The 19,197-nt window shown below is 36.7% G+C and carries 16 protein-coding genes and 1 pseudogene; 9 read left to right on the forward strand and 8 right to left on the reverse strand.

The genetic code is table 11. From position 1 onward, the window contains the following. Window positions 1–3,332, forward strand: a 3,332-nt coding sequence (locus F6K06_RS15675) for a HEAT repeat domain-containing protein (protein ID WP_287239552.1), incomplete at its 5' end; no start/stop codon positions are given. Window positions 3,333–3,519: 187 nt separating this feature from the next. Here the strand turns inward: F6K06_RS15675 and F6K06_RS15680 are convergent. The 6 genes from F6K06_RS15680 to F6K06_RS15705 all read right to left on the reverse strand — a co-directional run bounded on the left by F6K06_RS15680 (window position 3,520) and on the right by F6K06_RS15705 (window position 10,242). After that, the gene (locus F6K06_RS15680) at window positions 3,520–4,107 is read right to left on the reverse strand and encodes a hypothetical protein (RefSeq protein WP_124146610.1); all 588 of its coding nucleotides are present in this window, start codon (window positions 4,105–4,107) and stop codon (window positions 3,520–3,522) included. A gap of 360 nt (window positions 4,108–4,467) precedes the next feature. Next, a complete protein-coding gene (locus tag F6K06_RS15685; protein WP_124146609.1) occupies window positions 4,468–6,186 on the reverse strand; it encodes an ABC-F family ATP-binding cassette domain-containing protein in 1,719 nt (572 codons plus the stop codon). Window positions 6,187–6,839: 653 nt separating this feature from the next. Next, window positions 6,840–7,238, reverse strand: coding sequence for a response regulator (locus F6K06_RS15690; protein ID WP_124146608.1), 399 nt, complete (start codon window positions 7,236–7,238; stop codon window positions 6,840–6,842). A 507-nt stretch (window positions 7,239–7,745) separates the two neighbouring features. Next, complete coding sequence (locus tag F6K06_RS15695; RefSeq protein WP_124146607.1) at window positions 7,746–8,384, reverse strand: hypothetical protein; 639 nt, start codon at window positions 8,382–8,384, stop codon at window positions 7,746–7,748. Window positions 8,385–8,702: 318 nt separating this feature from the next. Further along, window positions 8,703–9,677 carry a pentapeptide repeat-containing protein gene (locus tag F6K06_RS15700; RefSeq protein WP_161564657.1) on the reverse strand — a complete coding sequence of 325 codons (975 nt, stop codon included), beginning with the start codon at window positions 9,675–9,677 and terminating at the stop codon, window positions 8,703–8,705. 343 nt (window positions 9,678–10,020) lie between these two features. Then, window positions 10,021–10,242, reverse strand: coding sequence for a hypothetical protein (locus F6K06_RS15705; RefSeq protein WP_124146605.1), 222 nt, complete (start codon window positions 10,240–10,242; stop codon window positions 10,021–10,023). A 337-nt stretch (window positions 10,243–10,579) separates the two neighbouring features. Between F6K06_RS15705 and F6K06_RS15710 the strand changes: the two genes are divergently transcribed. The 6 genes from F6K06_RS15710 to rpsN all read left to right on the forward strand — a co-directional run bounded on the left by F6K06_RS15710 (window position 10,580) and on the right by rpsN (window position 16,224). Next, window positions 10,580–10,876 carry a hypothetical protein gene (locus F6K06_RS15710; protein WP_240039124.1) on the forward strand — a complete coding sequence of 99 codons (297 nt, stop codon included), beginning with the start codon at window positions 10,580–10,582 and terminating at the stop codon, window positions 10,874–10,876. A 93-nt stretch (window positions 10,877–10,969) separates the two neighbouring features. Continuing rightward, a complete protein-coding gene (locus tag F6K06_RS15715; protein ID WP_124146604.1) occupies window positions 10,970–11,155 on the forward strand; it encodes a hypothetical protein in 186 nt (61 codons plus the stop codon). Further along, window positions 11,152–12,036: an adenylate/guanylate cyclase domain-containing protein gene (locus F6K06_RS15720; protein ID WP_124146603.1), complete on the forward strand. Its 885-nt coding sequence runs from the start codon at window positions 11,152–11,154 to the stop codon at window positions 12,034–12,036. The genes F6K06_RS15715 and F6K06_RS15720 overlap by 4 nt, the downstream gene beginning before the upstream one ends. 1,006 nt (window positions 12,037–13,042) lie before the next feature. Further along, entirely contained in the window at window positions 13,043–14,140 is a 1,098-nt protein-coding gene (gene rseP, locus F6K06_RS15725; RefSeq protein ID WP_124146602.1) for an RIP metalloprotease RseP, read from the forward strand. A 592-nt stretch (window positions 14,141–14,732) separates the two neighbouring features. Then, a complete protein-coding gene (gene nth / locus F6K06_RS15730; protein ID WP_124146601.1) occupies window positions 14,733–15,401 on the forward strand; it encodes an endonuclease III in 669 nt (222 codons plus the stop codon). Between the two features lie 520 nt (window positions 15,402–15,921). After that, complete coding sequence (gene rpsN / locus F6K06_RS15735) at window positions 15,922–16,224, forward strand: 30S ribosomal protein S14 (protein ID WP_124146600.1); 303 nt, start codon at window positions 15,922–15,924, stop codon at window positions 16,222–16,224. Between the two features lie 312 nt (window positions 16,225–16,536). Here the strand turns inward: rpsN and F6K06_RS15740 are convergent, their stop codons facing one another. Continuing rightward, the gene (locus F6K06_RS15740; RefSeq protein WP_124146599.1) at window positions 16,537–16,866 is read right to left on the reverse strand and encodes a hypothetical protein; all 330 of its coding nucleotides are present in this window, start codon (window positions 16,864–16,866) and stop codon (window positions 16,537–16,539) included. A gap of 40 nt (window positions 16,867–16,906) precedes the next feature. Between F6K06_RS15740 and aat the strand changes: the two genes are divergently transcribed. Further along, window positions 16,907–17,485, forward strand: coding sequence for a leucyl/phenylalanyl-tRNA--protein transferase (gene aat / locus F6K06_RS15745; RefSeq protein WP_124146598.1), 579 nt, complete (start codon window positions 16,907–16,909; stop codon window positions 17,483–17,485). A gap of 149 nt (window positions 17,486–17,634) precedes the next feature. Then, window positions 17,635–17,769: pseudogene (locus F6K06_RS15750) on the forward strand (leucyl/phenylalanyl-tRNA--protein transferase); the annotation flags it as partial. Here the strand turns inward: F6K06_RS15750 and F6K06_RS15755 are convergent. Beyond that, on the reverse strand, window positions 17,743–18,729 hold the full coding sequence (locus F6K06_RS15755; RefSeq protein ID WP_124146597.1) for an alpha/beta fold hydrolase: 987 nt from the start codon (window positions 18,727–18,729) through the stop codon (window positions 17,743–17,745). The pseudogene F6K06_RS15750 and the gene F6K06_RS15755 overlap by 27 nt on opposite strands. Window positions 18,730–19,197 lie beyond the last annotated feature (468 nt).

Here is a 19,197-nt window from a genome sequence, read left to right on the forward strand (position 1 = left end):
GGGCAATTAAGGATTCTCCAGCTATTAAAGAATTGTCGGGAAATCCTCTGTTATTAACAATGATGGCTATTCTAAATCGGAATCAAGAATTGCCGAGAGATAGAGCCGAACTTTATAATCAAGCTTCCCGGGTTTTATTACATCAATGGGATATGGAAAGAGCATTAGTTGATGCGAAAATTGACCCGATTACTATTGACTATAAAGATAAACAGGCAATTTTGCGTCAGGTTGCTTTTTTTATGCAGGGAAATATTGCTGGTTTGGCTGGTAATTTGATTTTGGGAGATGATTTAGAAAAGATTATTTGGGAGTATCTAAAAAGTGTAGATATTAATGATGCCAGAACTGTGGCTAGAGCTTTGATGGAACAGTTACGGAGTCGGAATTTTATTTTGTGTTTTGTTGGAGCTGAATATTATGCTTTTGTGCATCGAACTTTTTTGGAATATTTTTGTGCTAGGGAGTTTGTTTGGCAGTTTGAAAAAGAACAGAAAATTGATAAAGATGAATTGATTGAGGATGTTTTTGGTAAGCATTGGCGGGATGAAACATGGCATGAGGTTTTGCGGTTAATTGCAGGGATGATAGATGCTAAGTTTGTGGGGGAAGTTATTAGTTATTTGATGGAGCAAGAGGGGGAAGAGGAAAAGTTTCTGAATTTATTTTTGGCTGGTAAGTGTTTGTTTGAAGTTAGGAGTCGTCATGGTATTGGTGATGTGGGGTTTCGGTTATTAAATAGGTTAAAAGATTTGACTGGGTATGACCTTGGTTATTATTATGGATCTTATAGCGATGAAGCAAAGCTAGTTCGTGAAATTCGTACTCAAGCGGTGGAAGTGGTGGCTACAACTTGGAGGGATGAGCAAAAAACTTATACTTGGCTCAAACAAAGGGTAAACTCTGATAGTGACTCGTATGTAAGAGGTGAAGCGGTGCGACAAATAGCTACTGGTTGGAAAGATGAGGAGGGAATTTTAGAATTACTCAAACAATGGGTAGTATCTGATGAACATCCGGATGTACGACGTGAAGCGGTGCAACAAATAGCTACTGGTTGGAAAGATGAGGAGGGAATTTTAGAATTACTCAAACAATGGGTAGTATCTGATGAACATCCGGATGTACGACGTGAAGCGGTGCAACAAATAGCGACTGGTTGGAAAGATGAGGAGGGAATATTAGAATTACTCAAACAATGGGTAGTATCTGATGAACATCCGGATGTACGACGTGAAGCGGTGCAACAAATAGCTACTGGTTGGAAACATGAGGAGGGAATTTTAGAATTACTCAAACAATGGGTAAACTCTGATGAGAATTGGCAAGTACGACGGGAAGCAGTGCGACAAATAGCGACTGGTTGGAAACATGAGGAGGGAATATTAGAATTACTCAAACAATGGGTAAACTCTGATGAGAATGAGTTTGTGCGACTGGAAGCGCTACAACAAATAGCGACTGGTTGGAAAGGTAAACCCGGAATTTTAGAATTACTCAAACAATGGGTAGAGTATGATGAAAATTGGCAAGTACGAGGTGAAGCGGTGAAACAAATAGCGACTGGTTGGAAAGGTAAACCCGGAATTTTAGAATTACTCAAACAATGGGTAGAGTCTGATGATAATGAATTTGTGCGACGTGAAGTGGTGACACAAATAGCGACTGGTTGGAAACATGAGGAGGGAATATTAGAATTACTCAAACAAAGGGTAAACTCTGATGAACATCCGGATGTACGACGTCAAGCGGTGCGACAAATTGCTACTGGTTGGAAAGGTAAACCGGGAATATTAGAATTACTCAAACAATGGGTAGTATCTGATGAGAATGAGTTTGTGCGACTGGAAGCGCTACAACAAATAGCTACTGGTTGGAAAGATGAGGAGGGAATTTTAGAATTACTCAAACAAAGGGTAAACTCTGATGAAGATTCGGATGTACGACTGGAAGCGGTGAAGCAAATAGCGACTGGTTGGAAAAATCAACCCGGAATTTTAGAATTACTCAAACAAAGGGTAAACTCTGATGAAGATTCGGATGTGCGACGTGAAGCGGTGAAACAAATTGCTACTGGTTGGAAAGGTAAACCGGGAATTTTAGAATTACTCAAACAATGGGTAGAGTATGATGAGAATTGGGATGTGCGAGGTGAAGCGGTGAAACAAATTGCTACTGTTTGGAAGCATGAGGAGGGAATTTTAGAATTACTCAAACAATGGGTAAACTCTGATGAAGATTCGGATGTGCGACGTGAAGCGGTGGAACAAATAGCTACTGGTTGGAAACATGAGGAGGGAATTTTAGAATTACTCAAACAATGGGTAAACTCTGATGAGAATTGGCAAGTACGACGGGAAGCAGTGCGACAAATAGCTACTGGTTGGAAACATGAGGAGGGAATTTTAGAATTACTCAAACAAAGGGTAAACTCTGATGAAGATTCGGATGTGCGACTTGAAGCGGTGAAACAAATAGCTACTGGTTGGAAAAATCAACCCGGAATTTTAGAATTACTCAAACAAAGGGTAAAGTCTGATGAGAATTGGCAAGTACGACGGGAAGCAGTGCGACAAATAGCGACTGGTTGGAAAAATCAACCCGGAATTTTAGAATTACTCAAACAAAGGGTAAACTCTGATGAAGATTCGGATGTACGACTGGAAGCGGTGAAGCAAATAGCGACTGGTTGGAAAAATCAACCCGGAATTTTAGAATTACTCAAACAAAGGGTAAACTCTGATGAGAATTGGCAAGTACGACGGGAAGCAGTGCGACAAATAGCGACTGGTTGGAAACACGAACCCGGAATTTTAGAATTACTCAAACAAAGGGTAGAGTCTGATGAAGATTCCGATGTGCGATGTGAAGCAGTGAAACAAATAGCGACTGGTTGGAAAAATCAACCCGGAATTTTAGAATTACTCAAACAAAGGGTAAACTCTGATGAAGATTCGGATGTGCGACTTGAAGCGCTACAACAAATAGCGACTGGTTGGAAAAATCAACCCGGAATTTTAGAATTACTCAAACAAAAGGTAGAGTCTGATGAGAATTGGCAAGTACGAGGTGAAGCAGTGAAACAAATAGCTACTGGTTGGAAAAATCAACCCGGAATTGTAGAATTGTTTGATCACACAGTCCTCAATGACCCCTTTCAACGCGAACATGAATTTCAAACCAACCCTCGACAAATAGCGCTAGAAGCAATAGTCAAACAATATCCGGACCATCCGCAAACCCTCCCACTATTACAAGACAGAGCAGAAAATGACCCAGACGAAAAACTGCGGAAGTGGGCAAAAGAGAAATTGCGACAATTAGAGAATTAGTCCACGTCAGATTTTTCACTTTTGTTGGGTTGCGCTGTCGCTTAACCCAAGCTACTTCCTTCTTCGGGGTTGCTGATGCGTGGGTATGATTTGTATTTTTTGGTAGTTGCTAAACTATTGAATAACAAATATTTGAGATTGTTCAATTTTTATTTTCATACCTTGATTCAGCAACGCCCCTTCTTCATTACCTTGCCCCTGCTTCAATGGCAGAGTTAGCCATTTTTTTCAAAGTCTCCCCCTCAATTTCTGGACTTTGACCAACGCCTTTTAAGGAAATACGATAGAATACTCCTTGATATTCCCACCCAATAATTGGAGGCGCACAAGATGCTCCACAAGTTAAAGGTCTAAAATATCCTTTAATGTCTTGTACTAAACTCAATTCTCGACTAAATTCATCATCTAAAGGTTTGCCTCCTTTTTCTCCACTGATATAACCAATGGAGCAAGCATTAGCAGTACAATCTTTTTCAAAAGCTAAAGTTATTTCATAACTATTATTTGTACCTTTCCCATCAACATAAATTTGATTATCTGTGCCTGTAATTAATAATTGACTCGGAAGTAAAATTGGCACTTTAGTTTGTTGTTTGATTTTCGGTAAAATCTCTGTTAATTCTGCCGCGACTGGTTGAGAATTTTGTGTCAATAACTGACTTGTTACTGGATTAATTTGATAATTTGATGGTCTCACAATAGGTTGTTTCCAACCCATAGATATTGTGAGGTAGGTCAACAAAATTATATTTTCAAAGTGAATAAGAATAGACATAATTAGGGTTTGCGCTTATAAAGTCTTTTTGCTGGGGTAGGAGACAGGAGACAGGAGACAGGAGACAGGAGAAATGGGAATGAGCGAGGAGGTAGGAGTAAGAATTGTCCCAAGATTGTTCTGCCCAACTCTTGCCTAAAATACGCTCCTTCTTTGAGTATGAAGAGCTGAAAAATTTGCACTTTGTATATGAGGTACAGAAATTAACAATTAGATGTTTGTAGTGTGGGCATCTTGCCCGCTTTGACGCATACCTTATTAATGTGGAATTTGCTGTATATTCCTTTACAGAAGAAGCAAGAAGTAATATCAAGGGTGAAATCTGTAGGGCCGTTCGCCCCTACTCCCCTACATCTCCCCTTATTTACGTTTAGCCGCAGCTTTCTCTTTATCCTTCTGTTTCTTCTTAGCAGCTTTCTCAGCTTTCTTAGCAGCTTTTTCAGCCATAATCTTTGCCACCCTTTCTGCCTCTTTTTCCTCCTCAATCTTATCTAGATAATAATGATAATCTCCTAAATAAACATGAAAATCACCATCACGAATTTCCACAATTTTATTTGCCACTTGAGAAATAAAATAACGGTCGTGAGAAACAATAACCACAGTTCCGTCATAATTTTTCAAAGCCTCCTCCAACATTTCCTTTGCTGGAATATCCAAATGATTTGTTGGCTCATCAAGTAACATAAAATTACCTGGTTTAAGTAACATTTTTGCTAAAGCTAAACGTGCCTTTTCTCCCCCACTCAAAGCAGCTACTTTTTTAAATACGGTCTCACCACTAAATAAGAAATTACCAAGTAAAGTTCTTACCTCTTCATTTTTCCACTCCGGCACCTCATCATGAATAGTTTCCATCACATTTTTTGTGAGGTCTAAAGCTTCCGCTTGATTCTGCTCAAAATAACTAGGAATAACATTATGATTACCTAATTTAACAGTACCTTCTGTAGGTTCTTCCATTCCCATAATCATCCGCAAAATAGTAGATTTCCCACAACCATTCGGCCCCAAAAAAGCAATCCGGTCGCCTCTTTCTATCTCTAAATTTGCTCCTAAAAATAAAATTTTCTCCCCATAAGTATGAACTAAATCTTTAATTGTTACTACCTCTCTACCACTACGTGGTGCTGGAGGAAAACGGAAACTTAAACTTCTTAATCCTGCTACGGGTGCCTCTACAAGTTCTACTTTTTCTAATTGTTTTTCTCTACTTTTTGCCTGGGTACTCCGAGTAGCACTAGCGCGAAAACGTTCCACAAAAGCCTGTTGTTTTTCTATTTCTTTTTGTTGTCGTTCATAAGTGCTCAGTTGTGCCGCTTGATTTTCTAACTTTTGTTGTAAATAAGCCGAATAATTACCCAAATAAGTATTAGAAACTCCTCGTTCTGTTTCCACAATTTGAGTCGAAAGACGGTCAAGAAATTCCCGGTCATGGGAAACTATAACCATAGGAGTAGTTAATTTTTTCAAATAATCCTCTAACCATTCAATTGTTTCTAAATCTAAGTGGTTCGTAGGTTCGTCCAATAATAATATATCTGGATTTTGTAGGAGAATTTTACCCAAACTCATACGCATTTGCCAACCACCACTAAAAGCACTAACCAAGCGATCGCCATCTTCCGGTTCAAATCCCATTTCGGGCAATATTTTCTCAATTTCTGCATCTAGTCCATAACCATTTAAACCTTCAAATTGTCGTTGTAAACGGTCTAATTTATGTATCAATTCATCCAACTCTTCTGGACTAGAAGTTTCCATTTCTCGCTGTACTTTTTCTAGAGATTCATGGATTTCATTTGCCTCCTTAAATACCCTCCAAAATTCTTCTCTCACAGTACGGTTAGGGTCTACTTCAAACTCTTGATTTAAGTAGGCAATTTCTAAACTAGCAGGACGAATAATTTCTCCAGAAGAAGGTTCTATTTCTCCAGTAATAATTTTTAATTGAGTAGATTTTCCTGCCCCATTTACACCCACTAACCCAATGCGATCGCCTGGTTTAACTTCCCAGTTAACATCTTTAAGAACAACACCTGTAGGATAAATTTTACTTATATGTTCTAATCTCAGCATTTATAATTAGTCTCCAAGTTTAGGTTAAGAGCAAGTTATGTTTTTCATGGCCAAATCATTAATATTGGTTCTTATAGCAGAAGGAAGAGGGAAGTAAGGAGGAAGGAAAAATCTTGCGTTATCTGAGTTTTAAGCTTTTTATATGTCCTAACCTTTCCTTCCACTGCTATAGATAATGCTTAAGCTTAACAATTTTTAATTATATTTTATACATCAATTCAGTTATCAGTATTTTGAGAATATTTTAATTACCTGTTTTTTCGTTTCTTATTCCTCTTTTAAAATCTATATCAATTGAATTAAAAATAAGTTAATCATCAAAACTAGAAAAACAAAATATATATAACTTACCTAATTGGCAATAATCAACAATTTCTTGAAATATTAACAACTTTCATGGCTAATTTCCTATTGTCAAAAATTATATTATTTTCTACTTTTAACAAAATTCAAAACTATTATATCTTCTAGACAATCAGAATATAATTGCTATATTCTTTTGACAAACTTCAAGTATTTTATTCTTTCTTAGTTATCAAAATAATTTGGTCGCGCAACCCCCACCTTGATTGGCGAAATATTTTTGGAGTTTTGCTCATCCATCTCCGTTACAAAAATAACTTCTAACTTCTGACTTCTGACTTCTGACTTAGTTAAAAACCCTTCTTCGCCTTATATAATTCCACAGATTCTTGAATGACAACTTTCAGTTCTGGAATGGCACAAGGTTTAGCTATACATTTAAAAATATCAGCCTGCTTTATGTCATTAACATCACAATTTATTTGTTCTTCAGCATAACCACTTAACAAAACACGAATAGTATCAGGAAAGCTATCTTTTGTTTTTCTAAGAAATTGAATACCTGTCATATCTGGCATACTTTGGTCAGAAATAATAATAGCCATTTCCCCTTCAGTTTCGAGAATTTCCATCGCTAAACTAGCATTTTCTGCCCTAATAACTTTAAATTCACCTCTAAAAGTCCGATATATTAAATCCAAATTATTAGGTTCATCATCAACAACCATTAATTTAAGTTTTTCTGACATTGTTAAATTTATAGCAATTTCTATCTAAGGAACAAGTTTTAACAAAATTGGTTATGTACAAATTTTTAAGTACTCATGCATAATTATCATATAGCAACTCTCATATTTGTAGGGCACAGAAAGAAGAACAACAAGTTTACCTGATGACTCCGAGAAACACTTGACTAGAGAGAGTCACTAAATGTTTTTTTATACATAAAACTAGATTTTATACGGTCAGATAACGCCAGATTTTTCCAAATTCGGTCCCCCCTTTCAAAGCTATGCTTTATGAACATTTTCCTTAACATCAAACTTGACAAAATAGACAAATTATGTTGCTTGCATCAAAAGGCTTTTCCCTCAGAAAAAATGTATTTAAAAGCACATTTATTTAGATAGGTTAAGTAGTTTTGCCTAGCTAAATTGACGATTTCTCCCTTCTCCCTTCTCGCCACAAGATTTTCAGGAGTTCCTGATCAGGAATAGCTCTCAAAGGGGGGTAGGGGGGATGCCTTCTTCCTTCTTTTATTCTTGAGCTTTCTCAGAATGTTCCCGACCAGAAACATTTTGCATGGCCTCTAAAGCTGCTCGAGAACCTGCCAAAATATCCCGTTCTTCTCCGCCCAAATAAAGCCGTCCAAAACTACCCACAGCTTGAATTTGTAAAATATTAATGAGAGCAGCTTTCTCCGCTTCATTAGCAGCTAAAGCGGCATAAGCAGCAGGTTGCACCTCCAATACATAGAGAGTTTGTCCACCCAAAAGCATTTGGCCTCGACGGTTACGATTAATTAATTGTGCTTGGTGGGAATCAATATTCCGGATCACCTGACTAGAGACAATACGAGGTTTGAGGCGATCGCGTTCCGCCACCCCCAGAGCTTGTAAAATAGCCTTTCCAGCAGCTTTCGTATCTCCCTGACGACTGGAATGAATTTCTAGCAAACCATAAAGTCGTTCCACAAACTGTACCCCAGGCCGAACAGAATTAGACTTGAGGGCCACATCAGTAATCCGATTAATTTCAATACCTGGTGAAATCTCCACCCACAGAGAGGTATCCCCAGGTAGGGGCAAGAAGCCAAGGGCCACTGTACCGATATAAGCGGCGTGTTGAGGTTGCAAATTATCTATATATACATAGCTGCGCAGTTCTATACCCAAGACTTAAATCTCCGTGTCATGTGGAAAAATATTAATCGTAGTCATTATATGACAACAAATACACGGAGGAACTAGGAGTCAGGAGTCAGGAGTCAGGAGTCAGGAGTCAGTAAATCAAATAGTAGTGGACTGACACATCTAAAACTGCGCAATAGATTTTTGTTTCTAGTGCAGGATGGCGGAAATAACTGACCAGTTACAAAATCCTAAAACAATTACAAATCAAAAATGACTGACTTTTAGATGCATGACTTTTAACTTCCGCGTAGCGGCACTAGGTGTCTTTTTTTCCCATCTCCTCTACTCCCCATCTCCCATCTACGGTAATTTACAGCCTTCTAAATTAGCATTTTCCAGATTAGTATTCTCAAGGTTACTATTTTCTAAATTAGCATCCTGAAGATTTGCAGATTCTAGATTAGCATTACTCAGGTCAGCACCAAAAAAATTAGCTCTACTCAAATTAGCATCCCATAATTCTGCATATTTCAAATTAGCGTTTTTCAGGTCAGCTTCTTGAAGATTAGCCCCACTTAAATTAGTATTTATTAGGTTAGCTTCCTGTAAATTTACCCTGTTCAAATTAATGTTACTTAGATTAGCATTTTTGAGAATAATATTCTTCAAATTTGCATCACAACAATCAGCACTTTTCAAGTTACCATAACTTAAATTGGCTTGACTTAAGTTGGTATTTTGTAAATTAACATGACTGAAATTTATATTTACTAAATACATTCCATTTAAGTCAACATTACTGAGATTAGATCCCCACATAAAAGCATGAGTAAAATCAACCCCTTTTAAACAAGCATGACTGAAATTACAACAGCTTAAATAAGCTTCTGTTAGATTAGCATTTTGCAAATTAGCATGACTGAAATTTGTATTTCTTAAGTTAGAATTTTTGAGGTTAGCTGAACTTAAATTAATCCGACTCAAATCAACATCTGTTAATTCAGCATTACAGAAATTAGCCCTAATAAATTTTCTATTACCATTTACATATAATTCTAAAAGTCTAGCTGCTTCCCATTGATATTCTGATAATGCCTGTATAACTTGAGGTTCTTCTATTTCCTGCAAAATAGTATAAGCTCTCCATTGTATTTCTGGTGAATTATCTTTTAATGCCTTAATTATTAAATCTAAGCTAATTTTTTGCCCTTTTATTGCTGCATATAATGTAGCGATGTTATTGGCTAACAGCAATTGTTCAACATCTTCATTGTCTAATGTTAATTTATTTACAAAACCAGCATTGAAAGAAATTTGATGAGGATTTTTGCTCATGATCGAGAAGAAAGAAGGAAAGGAAGAGGAAAGAAGGAAAAGGTAGAGAGCAAGGAATAGGGAGGAGGGAAAAATTTGGTGTTGCCTGAGTTTTAAGCTTTCTTTGTATATGTCAAATACGGTCATGGAAAATGATTTATTCATATCAGTTTGGTAAACATTTCCTGCGGAATACTTACTCAGTTTGTCATATCAAATCTCATTAATTAGCCAAGGGTAAAAATGTTTTATCCGATCAATTTATCCCTGTTCCCTGTTCCCTTTTCCCTGTTCTCTTACCTACTTTAATAGACTGAAATTTAAGAAAAATTAGCAGTCGCTGTGGAGCTTAAAGAAAGTAAAATTATTTTCTAACTATTAGAGAACGCAACCAGTTTGATGACTTTAAATTAGAGGAAATTATCTTCTTTTCTGCTTTTTTATTTAAACGAAAGTCATCTGAGTTTTTGACCATGGAAATATTCGTCTTAGAAGCTTGTTTTGCAGTTTTTTTCAAACTTTTAAATAAATCTTTTTCTTTCATAGGTTTTAAATATTGCTTCAATAAATCTTTTTCTAAACTCATTGTTTTACTTAAACTCTACAAAATTTATTTTAGCTTATAAGAAGAAGGAAGAAAGGAAGGAGGAAAAGAGAAAAATCTGGCAATAAATTCTGGTAGACAGTTGTCATAAATTACAGTATAATACAAGTATTACAAAACATAAGGACTCAGATGGCACGATTAAATCAAATTATTGCGATTGAAAAAGGGGCGTTGGTCAATCAAGAGATGAAACTTTAAGAGTAGTCTGTTTCTGATACCTCTAATATATTTTACCAAAGTAAGTGATGGGTCTCACCCCTAGTAAAAAATCATTTTACCAATTACCAACGCCGAAAAAGGAATCAAAAGTCGGTCAGTGCAGGAACTAGCAGAAGCTCAAAAAGCTTTACAGAAACCCGCTTTACTTTCCGGTATTTCTCGAACCTATCACCCCAAAGATGAGGAGAGAGAACAACTCCCACCAGAGTCGAAAAAGGTGGAGGTTAAAGCAGAAGAGATTATCCGCAAAACCTCCGAGGTATTAACCAAGTTGTTTGATGTGACGGTAACTAAAGATTGGACAAACTGTACTGCCCGCGCCGATGTGGTAGTGGATGGTCAAACATTGTTGACTCAAGCTCCGGTTAGTTATCTACTGTTTCTAGAAAAGTAATTTGCAGACTTACGCTCTTTTATGAGGTACTGATAACTGATAACTGATAACTGAAATTACTCCTCCATAGTAATCATAATTAAGATCGTAAAAATGAAAATATGGGAACTATTAAAAACAGTTTTTTCTCCAACTCAATATATGCCTCACGGTAGTTGTTATTTATGGCAAACTTCATTAGTATGGCTCCACCTTCTGAGCGATTTACTAACTGCGAACGCCTATTTTTCTATACCAACAATGTTGCTGTATTTTCTCTGTAAACGTAAAATCGAATGAATCAGGAACTACTTCAAGTTAATCTTGATTTAAAAAAAGCTTTAGAAGCCGAATTAAAATTAACTGCTGCTACAACTAAATTTGTACCTCATCAATTTTTATCTTTGATGGGGTATCAAAATATTACAGATGTCAAATTAGGAGATAGTGTAGAGCATAAAATGTCAGTTTTATTTGCTGATATTCGCAACTTTACCACAATTTTAGAAACCATGACTCCAGAAGAGAGTTTTAAATTTATCAATGGGTATCTCTCCAGAATGGAACCGGTAATAATTGAAAATCAAGGCTTTATTGATAAATATATTGGTGATGCAATAATGGCACTATTTGGAGGCAAAGTGGATGATGCTGTTCATGCAGCTATTTCGATGTTAAAACGACTGCATGAATATAATAAAACTCGACAAAGACCAGAAAGACTACCATTAAAAATTGGCATTGGAATTAATACAGGAGATTTGATTTTAGGTACAGTAGGAGGTTCTCAAAGAATAGATGGTACAGTTGTTGGCGATACGGTAAACTTAGCATCTCGTTTAGAACAATTAACCAAACAATATGATGTGTCTTTATTAATAAGTAATTATACTTTTATATCATTAGAAAATCCGGGAAAATATTCTATTAGATTAATTGACAGAGTCAAGGTAAAAGGAAAAGCAAAAATGGTGACGGTATTTGAAGTTTTTGATACCGAACCACCTGAATGCTTAGAGGGTAAGAAAATCACCAAACATCTGTTTGAAAAAGCCATTATTTTTTATTATCAAGAAAAACTTAGTCAAGCTGCTCAACTATTTCAAGATTGTCTGAATCAAAACCCTAATGATCGAGTAGCTCGAATTTATTTAGAACGTTGTCAAAAATCGGAGTCTTAAAAAGCGTTTCGGTCCGGAATGCTCCGCAAACAGATACCTAATTATATGCGCAGATTTTGAGGCTGATAGCTGAAGTCCGTAGTTCCGACCTAGGAGGCTAGCTAATAGCTAATAGCTAGTTAAATTTTGTGCCACACTAAGGCAAGATAGAAGAAATAAAAAAAAGCTGATAATTAATTTTTGAAGTATTATGCTAATTTGATAAGTATTTGCTACAAATAACTAGGTTATTTATTAGGAGTCAGGAGTCAATAGTTAGAATATAATCAGGATTTTGATTGATATTAATTGTTCTTAAATACCTATCAAAATTATTCCTGATTACTATATAAATATAAATTTAAAGTGACTTGATATTAAAGCTAAATAGATAATAGTCTAGAAGAAAGTAGAGTGCTGAGTATTGAAAGTATAATAAAAATAGCCAGAGCAAAAACCAAGATAAATTCATTTATATAAGTCATTTGGTAGGGTGCATCTCAATGCAAGAATAAAGCCAAAAATTTATCGCTTTTAGGCAACAGTTCCGAAAGGCAACAGGCAATAGGGAATAGGGAATAGGGAATATATAGCAAAAAAGTATTTTTGCAAATATGAGATGCACCCATTTGATATCTTGACAAAGGTAGGAGTTTTTAGCAAAGGAGCAGGACTGTGAACTCAGGAACTCGAGAAATAGAATAGGGGAAAAAGGTGAAAATTTGCCCCCATATTCATCATCTACCTATATTTACAGCACTTTTGAGGAACCGTGAGGTAAAGTTTAATATTAATCTCTATTCCCTAAACTCCTAAAACTTTGTACCTTATCAACTCCAAAACTACTGTAAGTACATAAATAGACATCTCCAATAATCAAAAATAAAATCAATTATGGCACTCCTATTCATCAATTCTTTCCCTCTACTCCCTACTCCCTCTTTTCTGGAGATGCCTAATAGATCCCATCAAGGTTCTATAATAAAGGTTTAACTTTATATAATTGGAAACTTAACAGGAATAACTAATGTCCGTATTGTTAGCGATCGCAGTTTTAGGCGCACTCATTGTAGTTCACGAGTTAGGCCATTTTCTAGCAGCTCGACTCCAAAAAATCCACGTTAATCGTTTTTCCATCGGTTTATTTGGCCCGGTATTATGGAAATATCAAGGGCCAGAAACAGAATATGCTATCCGCAGCTTTCTATTTGGCGGTTTTGTGGGTTTTCCCGATAATGACCCCGATAGTACAATTCCCAAAGATGACCCAGACCTATTACGCAACCGCCCTATCCTCGACCGAGCGATCGTTCTCAGTGCGGGAGTAATTGCCAATCTAATATTTGCTTATTTTCTATTAGTTACTCAAGTGAGTATCATTGGCATACCAGAATTTAACTATGCTCCCGGAGTAAAAGTTCCAGCAGTTGCTACAGACGTTAGCTCTGTCGCTACTAAAGCAGGTATTAAAGCAAATGATATTATTTTATCCGTTAACGACCGGCAATTAGGCCCAGACAAAGAAGCTATTACTACCCTAGTAGAAACAATTCAAAATAATCCGAATAAATCTTTGGATATGGAGCTTGAGCGTGACGGACAAAAGCTATTTGTTGAAGTCACACCAGACTTAGGAGATGATGGCAAAGGTCGTATTGGAGTACAACTAATTTCCAATGGAGACATAGTGCGAAATCGCCCTGACAATATTTTTGCAGCTTTTAGTGTCGGTGCTAATGAATTTCAAAGGATTGTAGTTTTAACAGTTCAAGGTTTTGGACAACTCATTAGTAACTTTAGTCAGACAGCAGGACAACTTGCCGGGCCTGTGGCCATTGTAGATATGGGGGCAAAAATTGCTAAAGACAATGTAGGGGAATTATTTCAATTTGCAGCATTGATTAGCATTAACTTAGCAGTGATTAATATTTTACCTTTACCTGCTTTAGACGGCGGTCAGTTAGCATTTTTACTCATAGAAGGAGTAAGAGGTAAACCCTTACCTATGAATATTCAGGAAAATGTGATGCAGACAGGTTTAGTAGTATTGTTAGGTTTAGGAATTTTCTTAGTTATTAGAGATACTGCTAATCTGGAGGGAGTGCGATCGTTACTGCAAAGGTAAAAGATAGTATCATGTCCGGTTGAATATTTAGGAGGAGTTAGTCCTCAGGAGTCAGGAGAAAAACAGAAGGAAAAAGGAGAAGAAAGTTTTTGTTCATCGCGTAAGCGGAACGGAGTTCTATCGCACTATTCAACGGATATAGTATAAGTAGGCATGAACGATAGGTTCGTTTTTCCTTTAGGACTTACGCATGAGAAGGTATTTCTGTCATTGCGACCAACAGGGTTTGCGGAGCATTCCGGGACGGAAAGCAATCTCAAATGCTACTTTTTAGTGCCTCATGCGTCAGTCCTGTCCTTTTTTTCTTTCGAAAATTAAGTTCTTGAGTAAAATAAGTAAAGACATAGATGGAAAAAGTGGTTGATTTTACTTTCCTTCCTTACTCTTGCCTCTTCCTTCTTCCTTATGGTATAAATTATTCTTTCCTTTCTGGGCGTTGCTGAATCAAGGGATGAATCTTTTTTGAACAGGTAAATCTCATCCTTAATACTTCATACTTCTTTTTTGTCCAAGCATACAATTCATCCCACAAATATGCAACGCCTTATTCTTTCCTTTCTGTCTCTTTCTTCTTCCATCTTCCTTCCCAATAATGGTGACAACTCGTAAATTTTCAGCGAAGCGAAAGCGATCGCTCGAAATACTCCTTCGTCTCAAACGTCTTTATCCAGATTCCACCTGTACCCTGAGTTATCAAACCCCAGTACAGTTACTTGTGGCAACTATCCTTTCTGCCCAATGTACAGATGAACGAGTTAATAAAGTTACACCTGCCTTATTTGAAAAATTCCCGGATGCTGTAGCACTAGCAAATGCAGATCTTGAAGAATTAGAAAACCTAGTGCGCTCCACAGGATTTTATCGTAATAAAGCCAAAAATATTAAGGCTACTTGCCAAATGATTGTTGAAAAGTTCAACTACCAAGTGCCAAAGCAGATGGAACAAATGTTACAACTACCAGGAGTAGCAAGGAAAACAGCTAATGTTGTTTTAGCTCATGCCTATGGAATTATTGTAGGGGTAACAGTAGATACTCATGTTAAACGGTTAAGTCAAAGATTGGGTTTAACAGAACATTCCGATCCAATTAAAATAGAGCGAGATTTAATGCGGTTACTACCTCAACCTGATTGGGAAAATTGGTCAATCCGATTAATTTATCATGGCCGGGCAGTTTGTAAGGCCAAAAATCCAGCCTGCGATAAATGTATATTGGCTGACTTATGTCCTTCGACCGCAGATTTGCAGAAACCTACTTGAGGTATAGAGGTAATAGGGAGTAGTGAGTAGGGAGTAGGAAGTAGTAAAATTTCTAGCAATACTAAACGTTTAAGGGTTTAACATCCTCTACTGACTACTAACTACTAAATTGAAGTGAGATTGTTCAAGCAGACTTTAATATAATACCGTATTAGTTGAATAGCGTGATACAAAACTTTCTTCTCCTCTCCTAACTCCTGACTCCTCCGTCATTATTTATTTGATTAAGTATTGAAGCGAACTTGATATAATATCAAATCCGCTCGGGTTCGGTATAAAAAAATGTTCTAACCGATGCGCCATTGCTAAATTTTTCTTGATATTCCCTTCCTGGGACGGGTTAGGAGTGATGGGGACTCACTCTATCACCCTAGCTCCCTAGCTCCCCATCACCCCATCACCCCATCACCCCATCACTCTATCTCACCACACCTGACAAAATATATGGTATTATTAGAGATTGGGTTAATACCTTAAAATTAAAGATACCGATTATTTGGAGCAATTAAAGAAACTAATCATGGCAAAAAAGAGCATGATCGAGCGTGAGAAAAAACGCAAAAAATTAGTAGAAAAATATGCTGCTAAACGTGCAGAGCTTAAACTGCAATTTGAAGAAGCAGAAGATTTAGAAGATAAAATAGAAATCCATCGTCAAATCCAGAGATTACCTCGTAATAGTGCCCCTTCTCGCGTGCGAAACCGTTGTTGGTTAACTGGACGCCCAAGAGGTTATTATCGGGATTTTGGACTATCTCGTAACGTTATCCGAGAAATGGCTCACGAAGGTCTTCTACCAGGAGTTGTTAAGTCTAGTTGGTAGTTTATAGCTATCTACACTGAGCTTTCAGGTTAGCTGAAAGTCTTATATCTCTTATTTAGGGGTGGGTTAAACAAATCAGTTTGTCCACCTGTAATATTATGTCCAGTTGAATACTTATTATTAAGATAAGTAGAATAGTAGGGGAGTAGGGGAGTAGGGGAGTAGGGAAAATAGAAAGATTTGCTGTTGAAGCAAGAGGACAAGTTTTTTCCACATCGCTATTATCAAGACATGATATAAAAGATGGGAAAACAAGCGCCCATTATGCCAAAACCCCCCTAAAAAAGTAAGAACTGGGAATATTAAAATCTTTTATTGTCCACAACAGCGCTCTATTCCCAGACTATCTAATAGCAAGTCACTAACAGCATTGGCGATCGCGAACTCTCCATAAAAACTCTGGGAAAAATCAAAGGCTTGCATTTCTGTCACAATAGCAATTACCAATGAGCCTAAATCATTTTCTCCTTCCATACGGTGGCGAATAAATATTTGGGCCGCTCTTTTAGCAATGTCCTCATTAACTTTTTCCGGGATAAACTCTTGATTGAGCCATTTGTGTAAGGAAGCTCGCAACCATTCCCCTTCCTGTTCGGGGTTTTCTGCTGTGGGTAAAGTAATTGGTTTTATTGGTTCAGGCATAATCTTAAATTTTCTATTATAAATTGTTAATGGTAATTCCATGATAGAATATGATATTAACTCCATCATACAAGGATATGCTCAGGGCTATTTCCTCATGGCGAATGATGGAGAGAATAGTTTAAAGTGGTATGGTAGTAGGAAACGAGCTTTGATTCCTTTGGATGAAAGATTTCGCTATCCACGGTCACTACGTCGTATAATTAATCAAAATCGTTTTACTGTTGGTGTTAATCAGGATTTTGAGGCTGTAGTTGAAGGTTGTGCAGATCGAGAAACAACTTGGATATCTGGGGAACTCAAGCAGATTTACAAAGCTTTGAATCAAGCGGGGTATGCTTATAGTTTTGAGACTTGGCAAGGAGATGAACTTGCTGGGGGGATTTTAGGAATTGTGATTGGTGGGGGTTTTATTGGGGAGTCAATGTTTTTCAATATTCCTGAAGGGTCGAAGGTGGCGATGGTAAAGTTGGTGGAGCGACTCAGGGAGCGACAGTTTGTTTTTTTTGATGCTCAGATGAATAACCCCCACTTGGAAAGATTTGGAGCTTATACTATTAGCGATAAAAAGTATAAAGCACTTTTGAAATTGGCGTTAAGTCGTCGATGTAATCTATAGTAATTAGCACTCAGTTATTAGATACTGATTTATAAACTAAGTCTTCAACTCGCTCTCAACCTATGACTGTCATTGCGAGGGAGCTGAGAAAGTAATTATTTTGGTTGATCAAGAAATAAGGTCTCAAGTCTCCCCTTATGACTACTCTAAAGCGACAGTTTGTTTTTTTTGATGCTCAGATGAATAACCCCCACTTGGAAAGATTTGGAGCTTATACTATTAGCGATAAAAAGTATAAATCACTTTTGAAATTGGCGTTAAGTCGTCGATGTAGTTTGATTTAGTTTGTCTAGTAAAATTTTGACACCATCTACAATTAGACTGGGTTCGTCTATCCATACAAAATGGCTACTTTTATTGGCTTGAATTTGAACACAATTTGTTGATAGATTACACAAATTTTTGTGCATTTGCTCTCGTAATTTGTTGGCTGATTTCAGAGGAATTAAAAAAGTCCACCAAGAAGACTGAAAAAAAGAATTAGCTTTGATACTAACTACTGGCATCGAAGCAAACTGATTAGCAATAATAACCTGATTTCCACTATTATTTAGATTTAGTATTTCTCGACTCATTGTAATCCAGTGTTTAGAGCGACAAAAAGAATGTTTTACATGATTTCTCGACTCTTGAGAAAAATCTTGTAATTCAGGTTTGATTAATTCAAATATTCGACATTTTCTTAATAGCTGAATAATTCCTAATATTGAACCTAAAATAGACATAACAAAGCCGGAAATAAATAATAGTTTCAAAGCTTGTAATTGGATAGGCATCTTCAGCATTCCTGTTTCATGGAGTCCATCTGTAAGTACCATGCCAATAACTTTTTCTGGGAAACGATGAGCATATAATCTGACATTGTAACTACCAAAAGAATTTCCTACTAAAATGTAAGGTGGCTGAATTTTTGCTTGGGTAAGTAAGGTATCTAATTCTGTGACAATTTGACTGCTAGTTCGAGGATGGGGGCTATGTTCGCTCCATCCATATCCAGCTCTGTCGTAAATACATACTCGCCCTAACTTTGCCAGTTTTTCTACTAGGAAATATCCCTCTATTCCACCTAAACTGTGGTCGAGAATAATTGTTGGACTAGCTTCTCCTACAACATATAAATGTAGACGATAACCACCAACATCAAATAGTTTTCCTGGAGGTGGTTTTTGATTTTCCAAATGACAGGCGATCGCTTGATAAATTGTTGTAGCGACTAGCAGAATAATTTTGAGAGATAATGACATTTTTCCTCCTTCTGTTAATAGCTTTCTTTGGTTTAATACCAATTTCATAAAATATTGCAAAGCGTGAGGACACAGGGAACAGGGAACAGGGAACAGGGAACAGGGAACAGGGAAAAGGGAACAGGGAAAGAAAAACATAAATATTAAAGAGTAAAAAAGGTGGAAATTTTAGAATTTATGGAACTTATAATTTTTTCTTTTAGGAATAAATCACAAATTAAGATGTAACTGCCTTTTTTGAATTTGGTATAATTCCTCATTTTCTACATAATTTATACAATTAGTTGAAGTTTATAGATACGGAGCTGTAACTTTTCAGTATCCCCATTCACTTTTTTCTTTCTTCCTTTTCTCCTAGATAACTAAATTTATTCTTGCTTCTTCAACAAAATATATTCTAAAATTATCTTTTTCTTTTGAGTTTAATACCCCACCTTCTACACGATATTTACAATTACTTGGGGTTTG

The organism is Okeania sp. SIO1H4, assembly GCF_010672695.1.
GTDB classification, from domain to species: Bacteria; Cyanobacteriota; Cyanobacteriia; order Cyanobacteriales; family Microcoleaceae; genus Okeania; species Okeania hirsuta.